Annotated in this window: 13 protein-coding genes and 1 riboswitch; of the genes, 11 read left to right on the forward strand and 2 right to left on the reverse strand. The window is 36.0% G+C overall.

Annotation, left to right across the window (positions count from 1 at the left end):
• Window positions 1-81: 81 nt before the first annotated feature.
• From BEN26_RS01350 to BEN26_RS01390, 9 genes are all read left to right on the forward strand, one after another.
• Window positions 82-1,713: an ABC transporter substrate-binding protein gene (locus tag BEN26_RS01350; protein ID WP_069800604.1), complete on the forward strand. Its 1,632-nt coding sequence runs from the start codon at window positions 82-84 to the stop codon at window positions 1,711-1,713.
• A 68-nt stretch (window positions 1,714-1,781) separates the two neighbouring features.
• On the forward strand, window positions 1,782-2,786 hold the full coding sequence (locus BEN26_RS01355) for an ABC transporter permease (RefSeq protein ID WP_068725665.1): 1,005 nt from the start codon (window positions 1,782-1,784) through the stop codon (window positions 2,784-2,786).
• Between the two features lie 13 nt (window positions 2,787-2,799).
• Window positions 2,800-3,696 (forward strand): ABC transporter permease, encoded by an 897-nt coding sequence (locus tag BEN26_RS01360; protein ID WP_068725662.1) that lies wholly within the window; start codon window positions 2,800-2,802, stop codon window positions 3,694-3,696.
• 126 nt (window positions 3,697-3,822) lie between these two features.
• Complete coding sequence (gene argS / locus BEN26_RS01365; protein ID WP_069800603.1) at window positions 3,823-5,511, forward strand: arginine--tRNA ligase; 1,689 nt, start codon at window positions 3,823-3,825, stop codon at window positions 5,509-5,511.
• Window positions 5,512-5,700: 189 nt separating this feature from the next.
• Window positions 5,701-6,678 carry a YncE family protein gene (locus BEN26_RS01370; RefSeq protein WP_069800601.1) on the forward strand — a complete coding sequence of 326 codons (978 nt, stop codon included), beginning with the start codon at window positions 5,701-5,703 and terminating at the stop codon, window positions 6,676-6,678.
• A gap of 1 nt (window position 6,679) precedes the next feature.
• Window positions 6,680-7,375, forward strand: coding sequence for a response regulator transcription factor (locus BEN26_RS01375; RefSeq protein ID WP_069800599.1), 696 nt, complete (start codon window positions 6,680-6,682; stop codon window positions 7,373-7,375).
• The gene (locus BEN26_RS01380) at window positions 7,362-9,128 is read left to right on the forward strand and encodes an ATP-binding protein (protein WP_068725653.1); all 1,767 of its coding nucleotides are present in this window, start codon (window positions 7,362-7,364) and stop codon (window positions 9,126-9,128) included. The genes BEN26_RS01375 and BEN26_RS01380 overlap by 14 nt, the downstream gene beginning before the upstream one ends.
• Before the next feature lie 223 nt (window positions 9,129-9,351).
• The gene (locus BEN26_RS01385) at window positions 9,352-10,833 is read left to right on the forward strand and encodes a sodium-dependent transporter (protein WP_069800597.1); all 1,482 of its coding nucleotides are present in this window, start codon (window positions 9,352-9,354) and stop codon (window positions 10,831-10,833) included.
• Window positions 10,833-10,973 (forward strand): MetS family NSS transporter small subunit, encoded by a 141-nt coding sequence (locus BEN26_RS01390; protein ID WP_181482157.1) that lies wholly within the window; start codon window positions 10,833-10,835, stop codon window positions 10,971-10,973. Before BEN26_RS01385 ends, BEN26_RS01390 begins: the two co-directional genes overlap by 1 nt.
• A 76-nt stretch (window positions 10,974-11,049) precedes the next feature.
• Here BEN26_RS01390 and metH read toward each other — a convergent pair whose 3' ends face one another.
• Complete coding sequence (gene metH, locus BEN26_RS01395) at window positions 11,050-14,505, reverse strand: methionine synthase (RefSeq protein WP_069800595.1); 3,456 nt, start codon at window positions 14,503-14,505, stop codon at window positions 11,050-11,052.
• A gap of 113 nt (window positions 14,506-14,618) precedes the next feature.
• A riboswitch (SAM riboswitch) is annotated at window positions 14,619-14,720 on the reverse strand.
• 55 nt (window positions 14,721-14,775) lie between these two features.
• Window positions 14,776-15,762: a M23 family metallopeptidase gene (locus BEN26_RS01400; protein WP_069800593.1), complete on the reverse strand. Its 987-nt coding sequence runs from the start codon at window positions 15,760-15,762 to the stop codon at window positions 14,776-14,778.
• Window positions 15,763-15,862: 100 nt separating this feature from the next.
• On the opposite strand from BEN26_RS01400, the gene larC2 reads away from it, so the two are divergent.
• Both larC2 and BEN26_RS01410 read left to right on the forward strand, forming a co-directional pair.
• The gene (gene larC2 / locus BEN26_RS01405) at window positions 15,863-16,378 is read left to right on the forward strand and encodes a nickel pincer cofactor biosynthesis protein LarC2 (RefSeq protein WP_255421834.1); all 516 of its coding nucleotides are present in this window, start codon (window positions 15,863-15,865) and stop codon (window positions 16,376-16,378) included.
• 84 nt (window positions 16,379-16,462) lie between these two features.
• On the forward strand, window positions 16,463-18,346 hold the full coding sequence (locus tag BEN26_RS01410; RefSeq protein ID WP_069800589.1) for a BglG family transcription antiterminator: 1,884 nt from the start codon (window positions 16,463-16,465) through the stop codon (window positions 18,344-18,346).
• The last annotated feature ends 85 nt before the right edge of the window (window positions 18,347-18,431 follow it).

Genomic DNA, 18,431 nt, shown 5'->3' on the forward strand with positions numbered 1-18,431 from the left:
GTGGTCTAGGATTTACTTATCAAATAAAATCGTTTTGCTTTTTTGAAAAACCATGAAGAAAATAAGGGGGTTAATAGAAAAATGAAGAAGGGATTATCTTTTATACTAGCTATTTTAGTTTTATTGTCAGTCGTTTTAGCTGGTTGTGGTAGTAAGGAAACAACTGCACCAAAGGAAAATCAAGAACAACAAGAAGCAGAAGTTCAATCTACTTTGGTTTTTGGACGTGGGGGAGATTCTGTGTCATTAGATCCTGCAAATGTAACAGATGGAGAATCACTTAACGTAACCAAAAATATTTTTGATACCTTAGTAGATTATAAGGAAGGAAATACAGAAATTGAACCTGCTTTAGCGGAAAAATGGGAGGCTTCTGAAGATGGTTTAACTTGGACTTTTTACTTAAAACAAGGGGTTAAATTCCATGATGGTACTGATTTTAATGCAGATGCCGTCATCTTTAACTTTAATCGTTGGATGGATAAGGAAAATCCGTACCATCAAGGGGATTTCCCTTATTATGGTTACATGTTCGGTGGATATAAAGGGGATGAAGGTCATGTCATCAAAGAAGTAGTGGCCAAAGATCCTTATACTGTTGAAATTCAATTAAATAAACCACAAGGTCCATTTTTAAACAATATTGCGATGACTGCTTTTGCAATTGCTTCTCCAGACGCCATCAAAAAATATGGAGATAAATTTGGTGAAAATCCTGTAGGTACAGGTCCGTTTGTTTTTAAACAGTGGATTCGTAATGATAAAATAGTCTTAGAAAAGAATCCGAATTACTGGGTACAAGGTTATCCATTATTAAATCAATTGATTTTCAAATCGATTCCTGATAATCAAGCAAGATTTACGGCTTTACAAAGTGGTGATATCGATATGATGGATGGGGTTAATCCAGATGATGTCACCTTAGCGGAGAAAAATGCAGATTTACAAGTATGGTTACGCCCAAGTATGAACGTTGGTTATTTAGCCTTTAATACTGAAAAACCACCTTTTGATAATGTAAAAGTTCGTCAAGCATTAAGTATGGCAGTTAACAAACAAGCTTTGATCAATGCATTCTATAACGGTTTAGCTGAACCAGCCAAAAATCCAATGCCACCTTCTTTATGGGGATATAATGATGCAGTTCAAGACTATGCTTATAATTTAGATGAAGCGAAAAAATTATTAGCAGAAGCAGGATATCCAGATGGATTTACAACTGATCTATGGTATATGCCTGTTCCTCGTCCATATATTCCACAAGGAAAGAAAATAGCCGAAGCGATGCAAGCGGAATTTGAAAAAATTGGCGTAAAAACGAATTTAGTCACTGAAGAGTGGGCAACATACCTTGAAAAAACAGGTAAGGGCGAACACTCGATGGCTCTTTTAGGTTGGACTGGTGATAATGGTGATCCAGATAATTTCCTTTATGTTCTCTTAGATAAGGATAATGCTAAAGCGCCAGATGCTGGTAACATCTCCTTCTATAAAAATGACCAGTTACATGAAATCTTAATTAAAGCACAGCAATCCAGTGATGTGAACGAAAGAACAGAGCTTTACAAACAGGCGCAAGAAATCATTCATAATGATGCACCATGGGTACCATTAGTACACTCCACACCACCACTTCTTGGTAAAAAGAACATTGTAGGTTTTAATCCTCATCCTACAGGTTCAGATAAATTTACAAAAGTTCATTTTGAATAATTATGGTTAAAGGGTAGTGTGACTACATACTACCCTATCTTATTCAACATAGATTGGGGTGGAAGAAGTTGGTATCTTATACAATTCGCCGTTTATTAATGTTGATTCCTGTTTTGATTGGAATGTCTTTACTCGTATTTTCTATTGTCCATCTCATTCCCGGTGATCCTGCCAAAACCATTCTCGGTGAGAAGGCTTCCCCTGAAGTCCTAGAAAATATGAGAGAGGAATTAGGATTGAATGATCCACTAATCGTTCAATACAAAAACTACATGGTAGGAATATTCAAGGGGGATTTAGGAACCTCCATCAAAACGAAAGTAGCGATATCTGAGGAGATTAGGCCTTATTTGGCTGCAACGATAGAATTGACCTTTTTTGCGATGGCATTTGCCATTTTGATTGGAGTAAATGCAGGGATTATTGCAGCCTGGAAACAAAACTCATGGTTTGATTATATCGCGATGCTTATTGCCCTTTTAGGTGTATCCATGCCGGTCTTTTGGCTTGGTTTAATGGAACAATGGGTATTTGCACAAAAGTTAAATTGGTTGCCCTCTATTGGTCGAGACGGGATTCTAAATCCTGTTCAACCGATTACCAACTTTTATCTCATCGATACATTAATAGCGGGTGATTTTGAAGGATTAAAAGAAGTGCTGAAACATCTCATCTTACCAAGTATCGCTTTAGGTACAATTCCCATGGCCATTATTGCAAGAATGACCCGTTCGAGTATGTTAGAGGTGATGAATTCAGACTATATTCGTACAGCAAAGGCAAAAGGGGTTCATCAATTCTTCTTAATCTATAAGCATGCTTTAAAAAATGCATTTATTCCTATTTTAACTGTCGTTGGTTTACAAACTGGTTTACTTTTAGGTGGTGCAGTTTTAACAGAAACGATTTTTGCATGGCCTGGAATTGGAAAGTATCTTTATGATGCGATTGCGGTTCGGGATTATCCAGTGATCCAATCAGGAATTTTAGTCATTGCTACTATTTTCGTCCTTGTTAACCTGATCGTCGATTTACTATATTCAGCCATTGATCCAAGAATTAGATACCGTTAAGGAGGGGAAATCGATGCAAACAGAAGTAGAAACGCCACTAAAGCCTTATGCTCAAGAACAAAAGATTCCGTCCTTATGGTTGGAAATTATTCGAAGATTATTTAAACAAAAATCAGCACTCATCGGTGGTACAATCATTCTGTTTTTTATTTTCTTAGCTATTTTTGCTCCTTTATTAACTACCTATTCCTTTAAGGAATCAGTACTAGAAAATCGTTTTTTACCTCCTCTATCTGAAGGGCATTTCTTTGGGACGGATGATTTAGGAAGGGATTTATTTACTAGAATCATCTATGGAGCGCAAATATCATTAAGAGTCGGATTTTTATCGGTAATTGGCTCGATTGTGATTGGTACGATGCTCGGACTTATTGCAGGGTATTATGGAAAATGGATCGATATGATTATTTCTAGAATCTTCGATATCATGTTGGCCTTTCCAAGTATTTTATTAGCGATAGCGATTGTAACGGTTTTGGGAAGATCTTTAACCAATGCTTTGATTGCCATTGCCATTATTAATATCCCTACTTATGGTCGGCTTGTAAGGTCTAAAGTGTTAAGTCTAAAAGAAGAAGAATTTATCTTAGCGGCAAAAGCAATTGGAATGAAAAATAGTCGCATACTTTTTCATCATTTGTTACCAAATAGTATGACTCCTATTATTGTTCAGGGGACATTAGGCATTGCAACAGCGATCATTGAAACGGCTGCCTTAGGTTTTCTTGGACTAGGTGCAGTTCCACCAACACCTGAATGGGGAACGATGTTAGCTGATTCCAAAGATTATATTCAATTGGCTCCTTGGACAGTAATTTTTCCGGGGATCTCCATTATGCTTGTTGTATTAGGGTTTAATCTATTAGGAGATGGATTAAGGGATACGCTTGACCCTAAGATGAAAAAATAGGCAATAATTAGACTATTACTTGATTTATAGCTGGACAGTTGTATATAATAATTGGGAATATAGGGTGAATTTAGCCTCTCTTCTCTATGAGATGAGGGGTTTTATATATTGAAAGGTTGGTAAAAAATGAAACAATATGTGGCTAAAGTTTTAAGTCAATCGCTTGACCTTAGTGTAGAGGATATTCTGAATCTATTAGAAACCCCACCAAATCGTGAGATGGGGGATGTGGCATTTCCTTGCTTTTCTTTAGCAAAAGCATTTCGTAAAGCCCCAAACCAAATCGCTGAAGATTTGTCAAGACAAGTAAGTGATCCATTAGTTAGTTGTAAAGCAATTGGTCCATATTTAAATTTTTATTTTGACCGTGCAAAATATGCAAAACAGCTGATTGAAACGATTTTAGACAAGAAAAATACATATGGTGAAAGTGAAATTGGAAAAGGGAAAACGGTTGTGGTCGATTATTCCTCTCCTAATATTGCTAAGCCATTTAGTTTACCTCATTTGCGTTCGACGATGATTGGTAATGCGATTGTTCATTTATATCAAGCTTTAGGTTATCAAGTGGTTGGTATCAATCATTTAGGAGATTGGGGAACCCAATTTGGTAAGTTGATTGTTGCTTATCATAAATGGGGTAATGATGAAGTGATTCGCAAAAACCCAATTGAAGAATTAGTGAAAATTTACGTTAAATTTCATGAAGAGGCAGAGAAACATCCAGAATTAGAAGATGAGGCAAGACAATGGTTTAGAAAGCTTGAAGAGGGTAATGATGAAGCTCTCCGCTTATGGAAATGGTTTGTTGAAGAAAGCTTACAAGAATTCTCAAAAATTTACGATCTCTTAGGTGTTCATTTTGATCATTTTATGGGTGAGAGCTTTTATAATGACAAAATGGATCGAGTTATCCAAGAACTAACAGAAAAAGGATTATTGCAAGAAAGTGAAGGGGCGATGATTGTTGACCTTTCAGATCTAGACATGCCCCCTGTCTTGATTAAAAAGAAAGATGGCTCGTCGATCTATGCTACTCGAGATTTAGCTGCTGCATTATATCGTAAAGATGCTTTTGATTTTGATAAAATGTTTTATGTGGTAGGGAACGAGCAAGCGTTACATTTTCAACAGGTTTTTGCCGTTTTAAAGAAGATGGGATATCATTGGGCAGAAGAAATGAAACATGTGCCATTTGGTCTTATGTTATTTGAAAATAAAAAGATGTCTACACGTAAAGGAACCATTGTCTTATTAGAGGAAGTTTTACAAAAAAGTATTGAGATGGCTGATCAGATCATAGCCGAGAAAAACCCTGATCTTCCAAATCGTGAGGAAACGGCCAAAGCAGTAGGAGTTGGTGCAGTGATTTTTAATGATCTAAAACAACATCGGATGCATGAAGTGAATTTCTCTTGGGAAGATGCGCTAAATTTTGAAGGGGAAACAGGCCCTTATGTCCAATATACGAACGCTAGAACTAGAAGTCTGTTAAGAAAGGCGAACATAAGCGAAGAACAGATCCATTCAATTGATGGAAGCTATCTTACAGGGGATGCTGCTTGGGATTTGTCTTTGCTTTTAAACCAATACCCAGATATCTTGATTAAAGCAGCAAATCGTGCTGAACCATCAGTTGTGGCAAGATATTTGTTGGATGTAAGTGCACAGTTTAATCGTTTTTACCACCAAGAACGAGTGATTACTGAAAATGAGAAAGAGCAAATCGCAAAATTAGGTTTATCTACTGCTACCTCTAAGGTATTACAGCATGGGTTAAGTATATTAGGGTTAAAAGCACCCGAGGCGATTTAAATCTTTCACTTGTCATATACAAACTTATTTCAATATTCATGGAGCCCTACAAAAGTACTCGGAATACGCTTCAAAAGAAGTCGTTACTTTTGTGGGCTTCTTTTTTTTCATAAAATCCTCATAATTTCTTAACACAAATATAATGTACAATAGATGTAAATAAGGTTGATATTTTTTTGGGGGAAAAGGATGAAAAAGTATATCTTTACGTTGATCATCTTGATATTAGCTACAGGTTGCAGTACCAAAACTCCATATCTTCTTCGAGATTCTGATTCTGCGATTTTTGTTGCAGTTGTAAACAAGGGGCAAATTTTAGTCATTGATCCGATTCATTTTCAAAAAATAGCGGAGATTACAACTGATGCACCTGTGCAACATCTTTTACTATCCCCAGATCAAAAGATTTTATATGCTTCTGGAAAAGAGATGAATCAATTATTCCTTTTTGATGCACACACAGGAAAATTGATTGGAAAATATCCAATTGGAGGGGGAATCATTGCTCAAACCATTTCTAAAGATGGGCAATATCTCTATTTTGGAACACAAGAGGGATCTATCTACCAATGGGATGCATATGATCTACAAATCACTAGAAAAATGGAGATCGGACAAGAACCAGCCACATTACAAATCTCTGAGAATGGACAATTTTTATATGTAGGTTTGTTAGAGGAAGGGAAAGTAAAAGAAATTGACATAAAACAATGGGTAGTGACAAGAGATTTTAAAGGCCCAAAAAGAACCATGGGGATTGGTTTAAATTTAGAATCAAGGAGGTTATGGGTTGGTGGCCATGGGGATGCAGAAGCTCCGAATGATAAGATATATGAAATCAATTTAGATCAAGGTACGTATCATCCATTACAGACAGGATTAATGCCAATAAAAATAGAATTTGATGAGAAGACAAAAAAATTATATGTTCTTAACCATGGCTCAAATCAGCTATCCATCTTTTCTCTCAATGGGAAGGAAAAAGATAAGAAAACAGTCTATGTAGGAAATAATCCTTTTGATTTTACGATAGCTAATGGGTATATTTATGTCTCAAACTATGATAGTCGTTCTTTAAATATATTTGAAGAGGAAAGTTTACAAAAGGTAAAAGAAATAGATATTGGCGGCCATCCATTATCAATTGTTTATATGGGAGGAGAATAAAATGGTTCAATTTCAAGACAAGAAGATCTTAATTGTTGATGATGAACCACAAATGCGAGAATTATTAAGAGCATACCTAGAAAAGTCACATTTCATCGTAGAGGAAGCAAACAATGGTCAAGACGCATTAGATAAACTTTCGGTTTCTGAATTTGATTGTATTGTGTTAGATGTGATGATGCCTGAAATGGATGGGTTAACGACTTGTTTAGAAATTCGAAAGAGTTCAGAAGTCCCAATTATTATGTTAACAGCTAGAGGAGATGAGCTAGACCGTGTTCACGGATTAGAGCTTGGTGCCGATGATTACATCGTGAAGCCTTTTAGTCCTAGGGAATTAGTGGCAAGAATCAAAGCACTTTTAAGGAGGTCACAAGTGTCCAATAAGTCTGAGAGTGAACCACTGATGAAATCTTTTGGAGCCATTTCAATTGATGAAAAAGCTAGAAGAGTGAAGGTTCAAGAAAAAGAACTAGTTCTTACACCTAAAGAATATGATCTGTTACTCTTTTTAACGAAAAATCAAAATCAGGTGTGGACAAGGGAACAAATTTTAGAACATGTCTGGGGTTATGATTTTTATGGAAGCTTAAGAACCGTAGATACCCATATCAAAACTTTAAGGATGAAACTAGGGGATCTTTCAAATTACATCTCTACCATATGGGGGGTAGGTTATAAGTTTGAGATATACTAAATTAAGATTAGACCTTAGTTCAAAACTATGGATTACATTGATTATTGCATTCTTGATTAGTAGCTTATTTAATTATTGGACCACTCTTTACCTCTACAGACATCTCTATGTTGAACAGACAGAAAAATACTTAGCAGAAAAGGGAAAGAAGATTGTTAGCAGGTATACAGGAGGGGAAATCAGTCAGTCATTTAAGGAAAAAGTAAATGATATTAACTCATTAACCAACGAAGAAATCGTGATTACCGATAATCCTGCAGACTTGGGGGCTTGCCTTCCTGTTGATAGTGAGCATGCAGAACCACTTGTTTCTTATGAACAGAGAGAAAAGTTATCACAGGGTGAAGTGATCACGATTATTGGTGAACATGCACGGTTTAAAAGAGATATTATTGCCGTGGCTGTTCCTTTAATCGATCCTGAGATAAATCAGTTGGTAGGTGCTGTTTTTCTTTATATGCCACTAGCAACAGTGACTGAAGCCGTTGCAGAAATACGATTTTTACTATTTCTTTTCCTTGTCAGTTTTTTCTTTCTAGGGATTATCATGGGAAAATTCATTACCAGTACAATGACAAAACCACTGCGAGAAATGGAATCTGTAGCCAAAAAAATGATGGATGGGGATTTTGAAGCTAAAATACAAGTCTATACAGAAGATGAGATTGGTAGACTTGGGAGAACCTTTAACCATCTATCTGATTCGCTAAAGAAAACGATTAGTTTATTATCAAAAGAGAAAAAACAACTCTCACAAATCTTAGATGGAATCAGTGATAGTGTTCTAACGATCCACAAAAATGAAGGATTTGTCCTACTAAATAATCCGTCAAAGAATCTTTTACGAAAATTAGGTTTGAAAAAGGAAGAATTTATCCATTTACCAGAGATTAAAGCTTATATCGAAAGGGTTAAACAAGAAAAGGATATTGTTACAGGTGAATTTGAACTACATGATAAGACCTATTTCTTATATTTAAGCCCGTTAATCGAAGATCAGGAGTTATGGGGGATTATCCTGGTAATTCATGATGTAACTGCGGAAAGAAAGCGGGAAAACGATACAAGAGAGTTTCTAGCCATTGTGTCTCATGAATTAAGAACCCCTTTAAGCTATGTTCGAGGTTATACGGAAGCTATCATAGATGGGGTGGCTGATTCAAAAGAAACACAAGCAAAATATTTAGAAACGATTCATAACGAAACTTGTCGTATGGAACGGTTGGTTAATGATCTACTAGACTTGGCACAATTAGAAAAAAGCACCTACCCCATGTATCTAGAAGAAATACGCCTTGATCATATTGTTAACCAAGTGGTTGAAAGGTATCTACCAGCTTATATGCAAAAAGGAGTTGCCTTACAAAAGCATTATAGTAAACCGATGTGGATGATTGGGGATGAGGATCGAATCATTCAAATTCTAGTCAATTTACTAGATAATGCATTAAGACATACGAAGTCAGGTGGAAAAGTTACTGTTGAAATTTATCCTTATTATGATGACATCGTCTTACAAGTAAGTGATACAGGCGAAGGAATGGAGAAAGAACAGCTTGCTAGAATCGGTGAAAAGTTCTTTAGAGTGGATAAAGCAAGAAGTAGAAAAAGTGGTGGAACAGGGTTAGGACTAGCTATTGTAAAACAAATCATAGAAAGATTACATGGTAGATTAGAAGTAGAAAGTACTGTTGATGTAGGAACCACATTTCGAATCTATTTTCCGTCAATATCTAGGTCCAATCATGAGTAAACATGGTTGGATTTTTCTTTATTTTAATGCGACCCCACAAAAGTAATCGGATTTTACTTCGAAAGAAGTTGTCACTTTGGTGGGTTATATTGAAAGTATAAATGTAAGCGTTTCTATATGAAAAATATATTTTTTTTAAAAATTTGTTCTTTTCTTTATCACACAAGTGCTGTAATATATAAAACATATAAAAGTTATACAAACTTCAAAGGAGGTCATTCACATGGGTAAAAGAGAACAATGGGGAAGCAGGGCAGGATTTATCCTGGCAGCCATTGGTTCCGCAGTTGGATTAGGTAATATTTGGCGTTTCCCCTATGTAGCATATGCAAATGGAGGTGGCGCATTTCTAATACCATACTTTTTCGCACTTCTAACAGCAGGTATTCCGATCCTTATTCTTGAGTTCGGTATTGGCCATAAATTTAAAGGGTCTGCACCATTATCATTTCGTAGAATCTTGAAGAATTCTGAATGGCTTGGCTGGTGGCAGGTACTTATTTCTTTTGTAATTATGACCTATTATGTTGCGATCATTGCGTGGAGTGCAAGTTATACATGGTTTGCCCTAGGGTTAAAATGGGGTGAGGATACTGAGTCTTTTTTATTTTCAGAATATTTAAACATATCAGAAGGGGTTTGGCATACTGGAGGAATTCAGTGGCACATTTTCTTCGTTCTATTAGTAGTCTGGGCAATTATTTTCTTTATATTATTTCGAGGCGTTAAAGCAGGGATTGAACGTATTTCCAAATTTTTAATGCCATTATTATTGATTATCATGATTATATTTACAATCCGTGGGGTAACATTACCTGGTGCAACAGAAGGTTTAAATGTCTTATTAACCCCAGATTTTAGCAAGATTTTTGATGGTGATACTTGGATTGCTGCGTACGGGCAAATCTTCTTTAGTCTAAGTATTGCTTTTGCAATTATGATTACGTATTCTAGTTATTTACCTGAGAAAGCAGAGATCAACAATAGTGCTTTCATTACTGGTCTATCCAATAGTGGCTTTGAATTTTTAGCTGCATTAGGTGTGTTTGGGGTACTTGGTTTTATGGCTACATCAAGTGGTGTGCCTGTACAGGATGTTGCAAAAGCAGGTGTAGGGTTAGCTTTCGTTGTTTTCCCACAAATTATTAACCAATTGCCTGCTATGAACGAATTGATGGGTGTCTTGTTCTTTGGTGCATTAGTGATTGCCGGATTAACTTCAGCGATCTCCATTCTAGAGGTAGTTGTTGCGGCAGTGATGGATAAATTCTCCTTAAGTAGAAAACAGGCAGTTGTTGCTTCTACTGCTGTAACCTTTTTGCTTAGTCTCTTTTATGTTACCGGTGGTGGTTTATATTACTTAGATATTGTAGACCACTTTATCAATTCCTTTGGTATTGCTTTAGCAGGATTAGTTGAGGTTATTCTCCTTGGCTGGTTCTTCAAGGTTTCAACGATTCGTGAGCATAATAACCCGCTTTCCGATTTTGCAATTGGTAGCTGGTGGGATATCATGATCCGTTTTGTCACACCAATTGTGTTAGGAGTCATGATGGTTCTAAACTTTAAAACGGAATTTACTGAACTATATGGAGGATATACATTAAATAGTCTAATCGTATTTGGTTGGGGAGTTGCGATTGCTGCAATTGTGTTAGGAGTCATGATGAAACTCATTCCAGGTTATAAAAGGGAGGAATTCTAATGAGCACAGGTGCAATCTTTATGTTTATCTTTGGAGCTACTCTTCTTTGGGGAGGTTTAGGGGTTGCCTTATCAGTCGCTATCTCTAAATCAAAAAAAGCCTCAAACCAAACAGGAAAAAATGCGGTAAGTCATCAGTAGAATTTTTGGATGTTAGATTAAATAGGAAAACCTCACTAAGTTCTAGTGAGGTTTTTTGTGTAGATAAAGATAATGATTAAGATTTAACCGCGGTAAAATATCTGGCTTCGGGATGAGCGAAGACCATTGCTGAAACAGAAGCCTCTGGTTCCATCATAAAGCCATCTGTTAAGTGGATGCCAATGTCCTCAGGATTTAGTAAGGCAAACAATTTCTTTTGGTCCTCAAGGTTAGGACAAGCTGGATAGCCAAATGAAACCCGAATTCCTTGATATTTGGCGGCGAACCGCTCTACCATAGTCATTTCTGAAGGATCCGGGAAGCCCCAGATGTCTCTCATCATGTGATGTATTCTTTCTGCAAAAGCCTCGGCCAATTCTAAGGCAGTTGCTTGCAAGAGGTGAGAACGTAAATAATCTCCTTTTTCTCGCCACTCTGAAGCTAGATCGATAATCCCTTGACCAGTGGTTACTATTAAGAATCCAACAGAATCCATCACACCACTTTCTACAGGTCGAAGGAAATCAGCTAGGCATAAATAGGGTTCCTCTTGCTGTCTTGGGAATGAAAAACGCTGAATCACTTTTGAATAATCTTTTGGATCGTAAACAAGAATGTCATTTTCTTGCGACTGAGCAGGGAAGAACTGATACATTCCATTTGCTTTTATGAAGTTTTTATTTTTTGCTTCCGTTAGTAGCTGTTCGACCGCTGTTTTTAGCTCGAAAGCTTTAGCATCACCATGAGCAAGAAGTTGCTCAATATTTCCTTTGACCCCTAAATGTTTTCCGAGTAGCATCCTCATATTTAAATAAGGATACAAAAAATCAATTGGATAATTCCGCAAAATATGACGATCGAAGTCTGGCGGTTGAAAAACAGGTACGTTTTGACTGGTTGATGAACGCTTGATACTTTTATTGGTCAAGACTGAATCATTTATTATATTGTCAGTATGACCCATATCAGCAGTTGTTTGGCGCTGTTTTCGTAATTCAGCAATAAGTTCGTTTTTATAGGCTTCATCACTAATCTGGTTTAAGATATTTAACCCATCCATTGCATCCTTTGCATAGAAAACAAGTCCATCATATTCATTTGCAATTTTGTTTTCAGTGAATTTTCTTGTTAATGCAGCTCCTCCTACTAGAAGGGGAACATCAATCCCAGCGGTTTTTAGATCCTGAGCAGTGATGGCCATTTGTTGTGCTGATTTAACAAGGAGTCCAGATAAGCCAATGGCATCAGGTTTTTCCTGTTTAAAAGCAGCCACTAATTGTTCGGGAGGTACTTTAATTCCAAGGTTAATTACTTCGTAACCATTATTGGATAAAATAATTTCTACAAGGTTTTTCCCAATATCGTGGACATCCCCTTTTACAGTAGCAAGTAGAATTTTACCTTTTTGTGTAGAATCGTTTTTTTCCATATAAGGCTCTAAGAAGGAAACGGCCGTTTTCATCACTTCAGCACTTTGTAATACTTCGGCAACAATTAATTCATTGTCATTAAATAGTTGCCCAACACGTTGCATTCCTTTCATCAAAGGGCCGTTGATAATGTCTAAAGGAGTATACCGGCTAAGGGCTTCTTTTAAGTCATCAATCAGGCCGTCTTTTGATCCTTCCACGATATAGTTACTTAACCGTTCTTCCAATGGATACCTGATACTAGTTTCTTCCTTGATCACTTTTTTATTGCGATAAAAATCAGCAAATTGAGCAAGGGTTTGTTTATTTGTGTTAAAAATCAATTGTTCAGCTAATTGTCTTTCTTCCTCTGGAATGGAAGCATAGCGTTGAAGCTTTTGTGTATTCACAATAGCATAATCTAGGCCGGCACGTGTTGTATGGTAAAGAAAAACAGCATTTAATACTTCACGACCAGCAGGGGGTAACCCAAAGGAAACGTTACTAATGCCAAGAATGGTTTGACATTCAGGAAAAGCTTCCTTGATTTGTTGAATTCCCTTAATCGTTTCTTTTGCAGATCCAATATATGCTTCATCACCTGTTCCTATTGGAAAGACTAATGGGTCAAAAATAATGTCTTGAGGATTTACTCCATATTGATGAACAAGCAAATCATAAGAACGTTTAGCTATTTCTAATTTTCTTTCACTCGTAACAGCCATTCCCTTTTCATCAATCGTTCCAACAACAACGGATGCACCATATTGTAAAATGAGTGGGACGATCTCCTGAAAACGTCTTTCGCCATCTTCTAAATTGATTGAATTGATGATGGCTTTTCCTTGAGAATATTTTAGAGCAAGCTCAATTACCTTTGAATCGGTTGAATCAATCATAAACGGTACTTTGACTTTATTGACTACATATTGTAGGAACTGCTCCATGTCGAAATACTCATCACGGTCAGGATTGGCCAAACAGATGTCGATCACTTGTGCGCCGCCTTTTACCTGAGCACGGGCAATCTCAGAGGCTTCTTCATACTTACCGTCTGCAATCAGGTCCCGAAATTTCTTAGAACCGATCACATTCGTTCGTTCTCCTACAAAGAGGGGACGATTTTCTTTTTCTAAAAAAACTGGCTCAATTCCTGACACGGCAGGGAGATGTTCCTTTTGAAATCGTCTAGGTTTAAATTCTTTTAATGTTTCTGAAAGAGCTTTGATATGATCTGGTGTAGTGCCACAGCATCCACCTGCAACGTTTAACCAACCTTGTTTTGCAAATTGCGACATCTTCTCAGCTAAGGCTTTGGGAGACTCGTGGTAATGACCATCTTCATCTGGTAATCCGGCATTAGGATAACAACTAACTGCACTTGTAGCTAATTGCGAGAGGGAACGGAGATGATCACGCATGAATTCAGGCCCTGTTGCACAGTTTAGTCCTATGGAAATGGGCTTCAAATGTTCTAAGGAGATGTAGAAAGCTTCAATATTTTGACCAGCAAGAGTGGTACCCATCGGTTCAATCGTGCCTGAAATCATAACAGGTAATTCTACTTTACATTCTGCAAAAGCTTTTTGAATTCCTATTCCAGCTGCTTTCACATTAAGTGTATCTTGTGCAGTTTCTAACAAAAGTAAATCTACACCACCGATGATTAATCCTTTTGCTTGTTGATAATATGAATCCGATAATTGATCAAATGTAATCCCACCTGTAACAGAAAGGGTTTTGGTTGTTGGCCCCATGGAGCCAGCGACAAAGCGTGGCCATTCGGGGGTAGAAACTTGATCAACAGCTTCTTTTGCAATCTTTGCTGCAGCAAGATTGATTTCTTCAGTTCGGTCTTCAAGTCCATATTCTGCTAATACAACTGGGGTAGCTCCAAAAGTATTCGTTTCAATGATGTCTGCTCCTGCTTCTAAATAGGTAAGATGGATATGTTTAATTAGATCTGGACGGATTAGATTTAAGATTTCATTGCAACCTTCGTATTGATCTCCACCAAAGTCTTTGGCAGTTAATTGAGCATTTTGCAGCATTGTACCCATTGCACCATCAAGAATGAGGATTTTTTGCTCCATTTGTTGTTTTAAACGATCTATTTTGTTCATTGTTTCTCCCTCCTCATAATATGGAGATGTATACATATAATATACATTCCCTAGGAATCTTATAATGAAAAAACCCTCACCAAAATAGGAGAGGGCTACGTGTATTCACGATTCTCCTATCTTCCAGAAAAATTCTGCTGGAATTAGCACCATGGTCATTCGACCGGTTGCTGTGGTTTCGTAGGGCCAGATCCCTCCACCACTCTGGATAGAAGTGAAGTATGCTTTTGTTATTTCTTCTAGTTTGTACGAGAATCAGCAAATTGTCAACTATTTTCTTTTTCTTTCCCAAACACGTAAATAAGGGGTAGGGTCAAATGCCCACTCATGACGGCCATTATATTTATACATACCAAAATGTAAATGAGGGGGGAATTTTCCTTGCGTACCTGGAGAGCCATAACCAGAACTTCCAACATATCCGATGACATCACCTGGTTTGACAATATCTCCTTCTTTTAAGCCTTTTTTAAACCCTGTTAAATGAGCGTAGTAATAATAAATATTGTTTGTATCTCTTATTCCAACACGCCACCCCCCATATTTATTCCAGCCTAGGACTTCAACATACCCATAAGAAACACTTCGTACTGCTGCACCATAAGAAGCGAAGATGTCAGTCCCTTCGTGCATTCTTCGCCCTCCCCAGCCTCTTGTATCTCCCCATGTACTTCGATAGGAGTAACTGTTCCATTTGGGAATTGGGAAAACCCGTTCTGCTAATTGAAGGGTATTAAAGGTTTTGTAGATGAGGGCGATTTCATCAATGATTTTGGCTGTTAACTCGCTTTGATAATAATCCATTAAAGCATTCTTGAGGCTATCTTTTGTCGTCCCATACCGACTTAGATAATTTAAAAAAGCAACAAGAACATCAGCATCATTATTTCGATCAGCTAAACCATCCCCATCCCCATCTACACCAAAACCATTAAAAAACTGAATTCGCATTGGATTTTGATCTTCGGGATTTGGATTGAGAAAACCGGCCCATTTTTCTTTTGAAAAATAGATGCTGATTAGACCTTTTTTTATAGGAAGATCCTGCCTGACAGGTTGAATATTTCTTTCATACTGATCAATGGCTGCAATATAGTACCATGGGATTTGATAAATATTATCCATGGTTTTATATAGCTCCATTCTCGTTTGAAACAGATCGTCTTGTTCTCCTTTAGCTAAACTCTGTATAGGAATCGTTGAAACTAAGCTGATAATTATTAAAGTGCATATTAATCGTTTGTTTAACAGTCTCATTTCCATCTCTCCAAAATCATCTTTAGTTCAATTCATTTAAATAGTTTTTAAAAAAGTTTCCTTTTCTATGTATAAAGGAAAATGGTAAAATTGACCTGAAATTTATCTCGAAAATTTAGTAAGGGAGATCATGAAGAATATGAAAAATAATCTAAATGAACATATTGATAAACAAATGGTAAAGATAGAGGTTTCCCTTGATGACATGAATCCAGAATTTTATGGATATATCATGGAACAATTATTTAGTATGGGTGTAAATGATGTATATATTGTACAAGTGATCATGAAGAAAAATCGTCCTGGACAAGTTCTTCATATATTATGTAGAGAGGAAATTCGAGAAAAGGTGATGGATTTTCTTTTTCTTGAAACCACCACTCTAGGCATCAGGTATACTCCCTATACAGTTCATCGTTTAGAAAGAACATTTATAGAGGTGGAAACAGAGTGGGGGAAATGTACAGTGAAGATCGGAAAACGAGAAGGCAAAATTGTTCAAATAGCCCCTGAGTATGAAGAATGTGTACGGTTAGCAAAAGAACATCAGGTTCCAATTAAATGGGTCTATGATCTGGTAAAGGAAAAAGGATATCAGTGGGCAAAAGAACAATAAGAGCTACTCGATGAATGATCATTTCTACAGGCATTTTATGATAAAGTTATTTACAAAAGGATCAAATAAAAAGGGAGATATTTTATGAATGACAGACAATATAAATTGTTAGTATTTCTCTTAAATAATGATCAATACGTAACTATTCAAGAATTAGCTGATTTACATCAGTGTTCAGAAAAAACTATAAGAAACGACTTTAAGATAATCGATCAATGGTTGCAGCAGAAATCAAATGGCATTTTAATAAGGAAACCAAATATTGGTGTATATCTACAAGTCGATCCTTTTGAAAAGAAAAAATTGCTGAATGAAATTTCAAAAGAAAAAATTCTAACCGAAGATGAAAGAAAAAAGGAAATTCTAAAATGGTTACTACGACAAGAAAAAGAGATAACAATTGAAGATTTAGTGAAACAATTTTATGTTAGTAAATCAGTAATACGAAAAGATCTAGAAAATATTGAAAAATGGCTAAATCGTTTTGGACTTCAACTTATACGAAAGACCAAGGTTGGTATTAAGGTTGAAGGAGAAGAAAAGCTACGGCGTTTTGCATTATCAAAAATATACGATGATTGGTTTGAACCCTATGAAATTTCCTTAGTTAAAAAACATCTCCTTGAGTTTGAACAATTATTTACCTTTTCTTTCTCGGATGAGGCGATAAAAAGTTTAATTATTCATATACTAATTTCGATAAAACGAATTAAATTAGGGCATTACATAAAAATGGATGCTGAAAATTTAAAACAAATACAAAATCAAAAAGAATATCATGTAGCTTTACAACTGGCAGAGCGATTAAAAAAAGCCTTTGTTATTAATTTTCCTCCTGCTGAAATAGCATTTATTGCATCTCATTTATCAGGTGCTAAAATTCGTTATGACTATTTATTACTACAGGAGGGAGCTTTATCACAGCTTGATAAAGTAATTATTCAGTTTGCAAAAGAATTGATTGAAGAAGTTTCAAAGATTACAGGAGAAAACTTTTTTAACGACCAAGAGTTGTTTATTGGTTTAGCCATACATTTGCAGTCAGCTTTAAACCGTTTGAAATATCATTTATCCCTCACAAACCCATTGGCAAGTAAAATAAAAAAAATGTATCGCTACATGTTTGAAGTAGTTATATCAGTTATCTCTTTTATTCAAGAAAAAACTAATTTTTTTATTCCAGAAGATGAGATTTCCTATATAGTTTTACATTTTCAAGCTTCAGTAGAGAAAAGAAATAATAGAGTTGGATCGAATAAAAAAGCTATCATTGTTTGCCATATGGGAATAGGGATGTCTCAACTCTTAAAAACAAAATTAGAGCGGAAATTTCAATCGTTACAAATCCTTGATGTAGTACCTGCTTCTAGCTTGAATAAAGCTCTTGAAAAGAACAAACCTGATTTCATCATTAGTACAATACCAATTGAAAATAAAGAAATTCGTACAATTACAGTTACACCATTATTTTCTGAACAAGAACAAAAAAAGTTAGAAAATTTTATATTAGAATTAGAATATGTATCCAAGCAAGCGAAATATCCAACGTTAAAAAGTTTTATACACCAAGAACTAGTTTTTCTAGATGTAGATTTTAATCAATATTATGAACTGATTGAATTTCTAGCCAATGCTTTAGCTGAAAAAGGGTATGTCTCTATAGAATATAAGGAGAGTGTTATTAAAAGAGAACAGGTAGGATCTACAGCAGTTGGTGGTGAAATTGCTATTCCCCATGGAGATCCAAAGCTTGTGATTCATTCCACTATAGCTGTTGCAAGATTGAAAAGGACAATAGATTTGAATGGTGAAAAAATTAATTTTGTTTTTCTGATGGCTACAAAACTAGCAAAATCAGAGCAAATTCAAATTTTATTTCATGAAATTGTTACTCTTGTTGAAAATGAGAAAGATTTGGAACGCTTAAAAGATGTGAATACCGTAAATGAATTCTTGAATAACCTTTAGATTTATTTTTACCACATATTGTGGAAAAAATTGATCCTAAACCTATTATTTTTTAATGCATAATAACAATATAGTTAAACGCTTT

Source organism: Tepidibacillus sp. HK-1 (genome assembly GCF_001748485.2).
GTDB lineage: Bacteria > Bacillota > Bacilli > Tepidibacillales > Tepidibacillaceae > Tepidibacillus_B > Tepidibacillus_B infernus.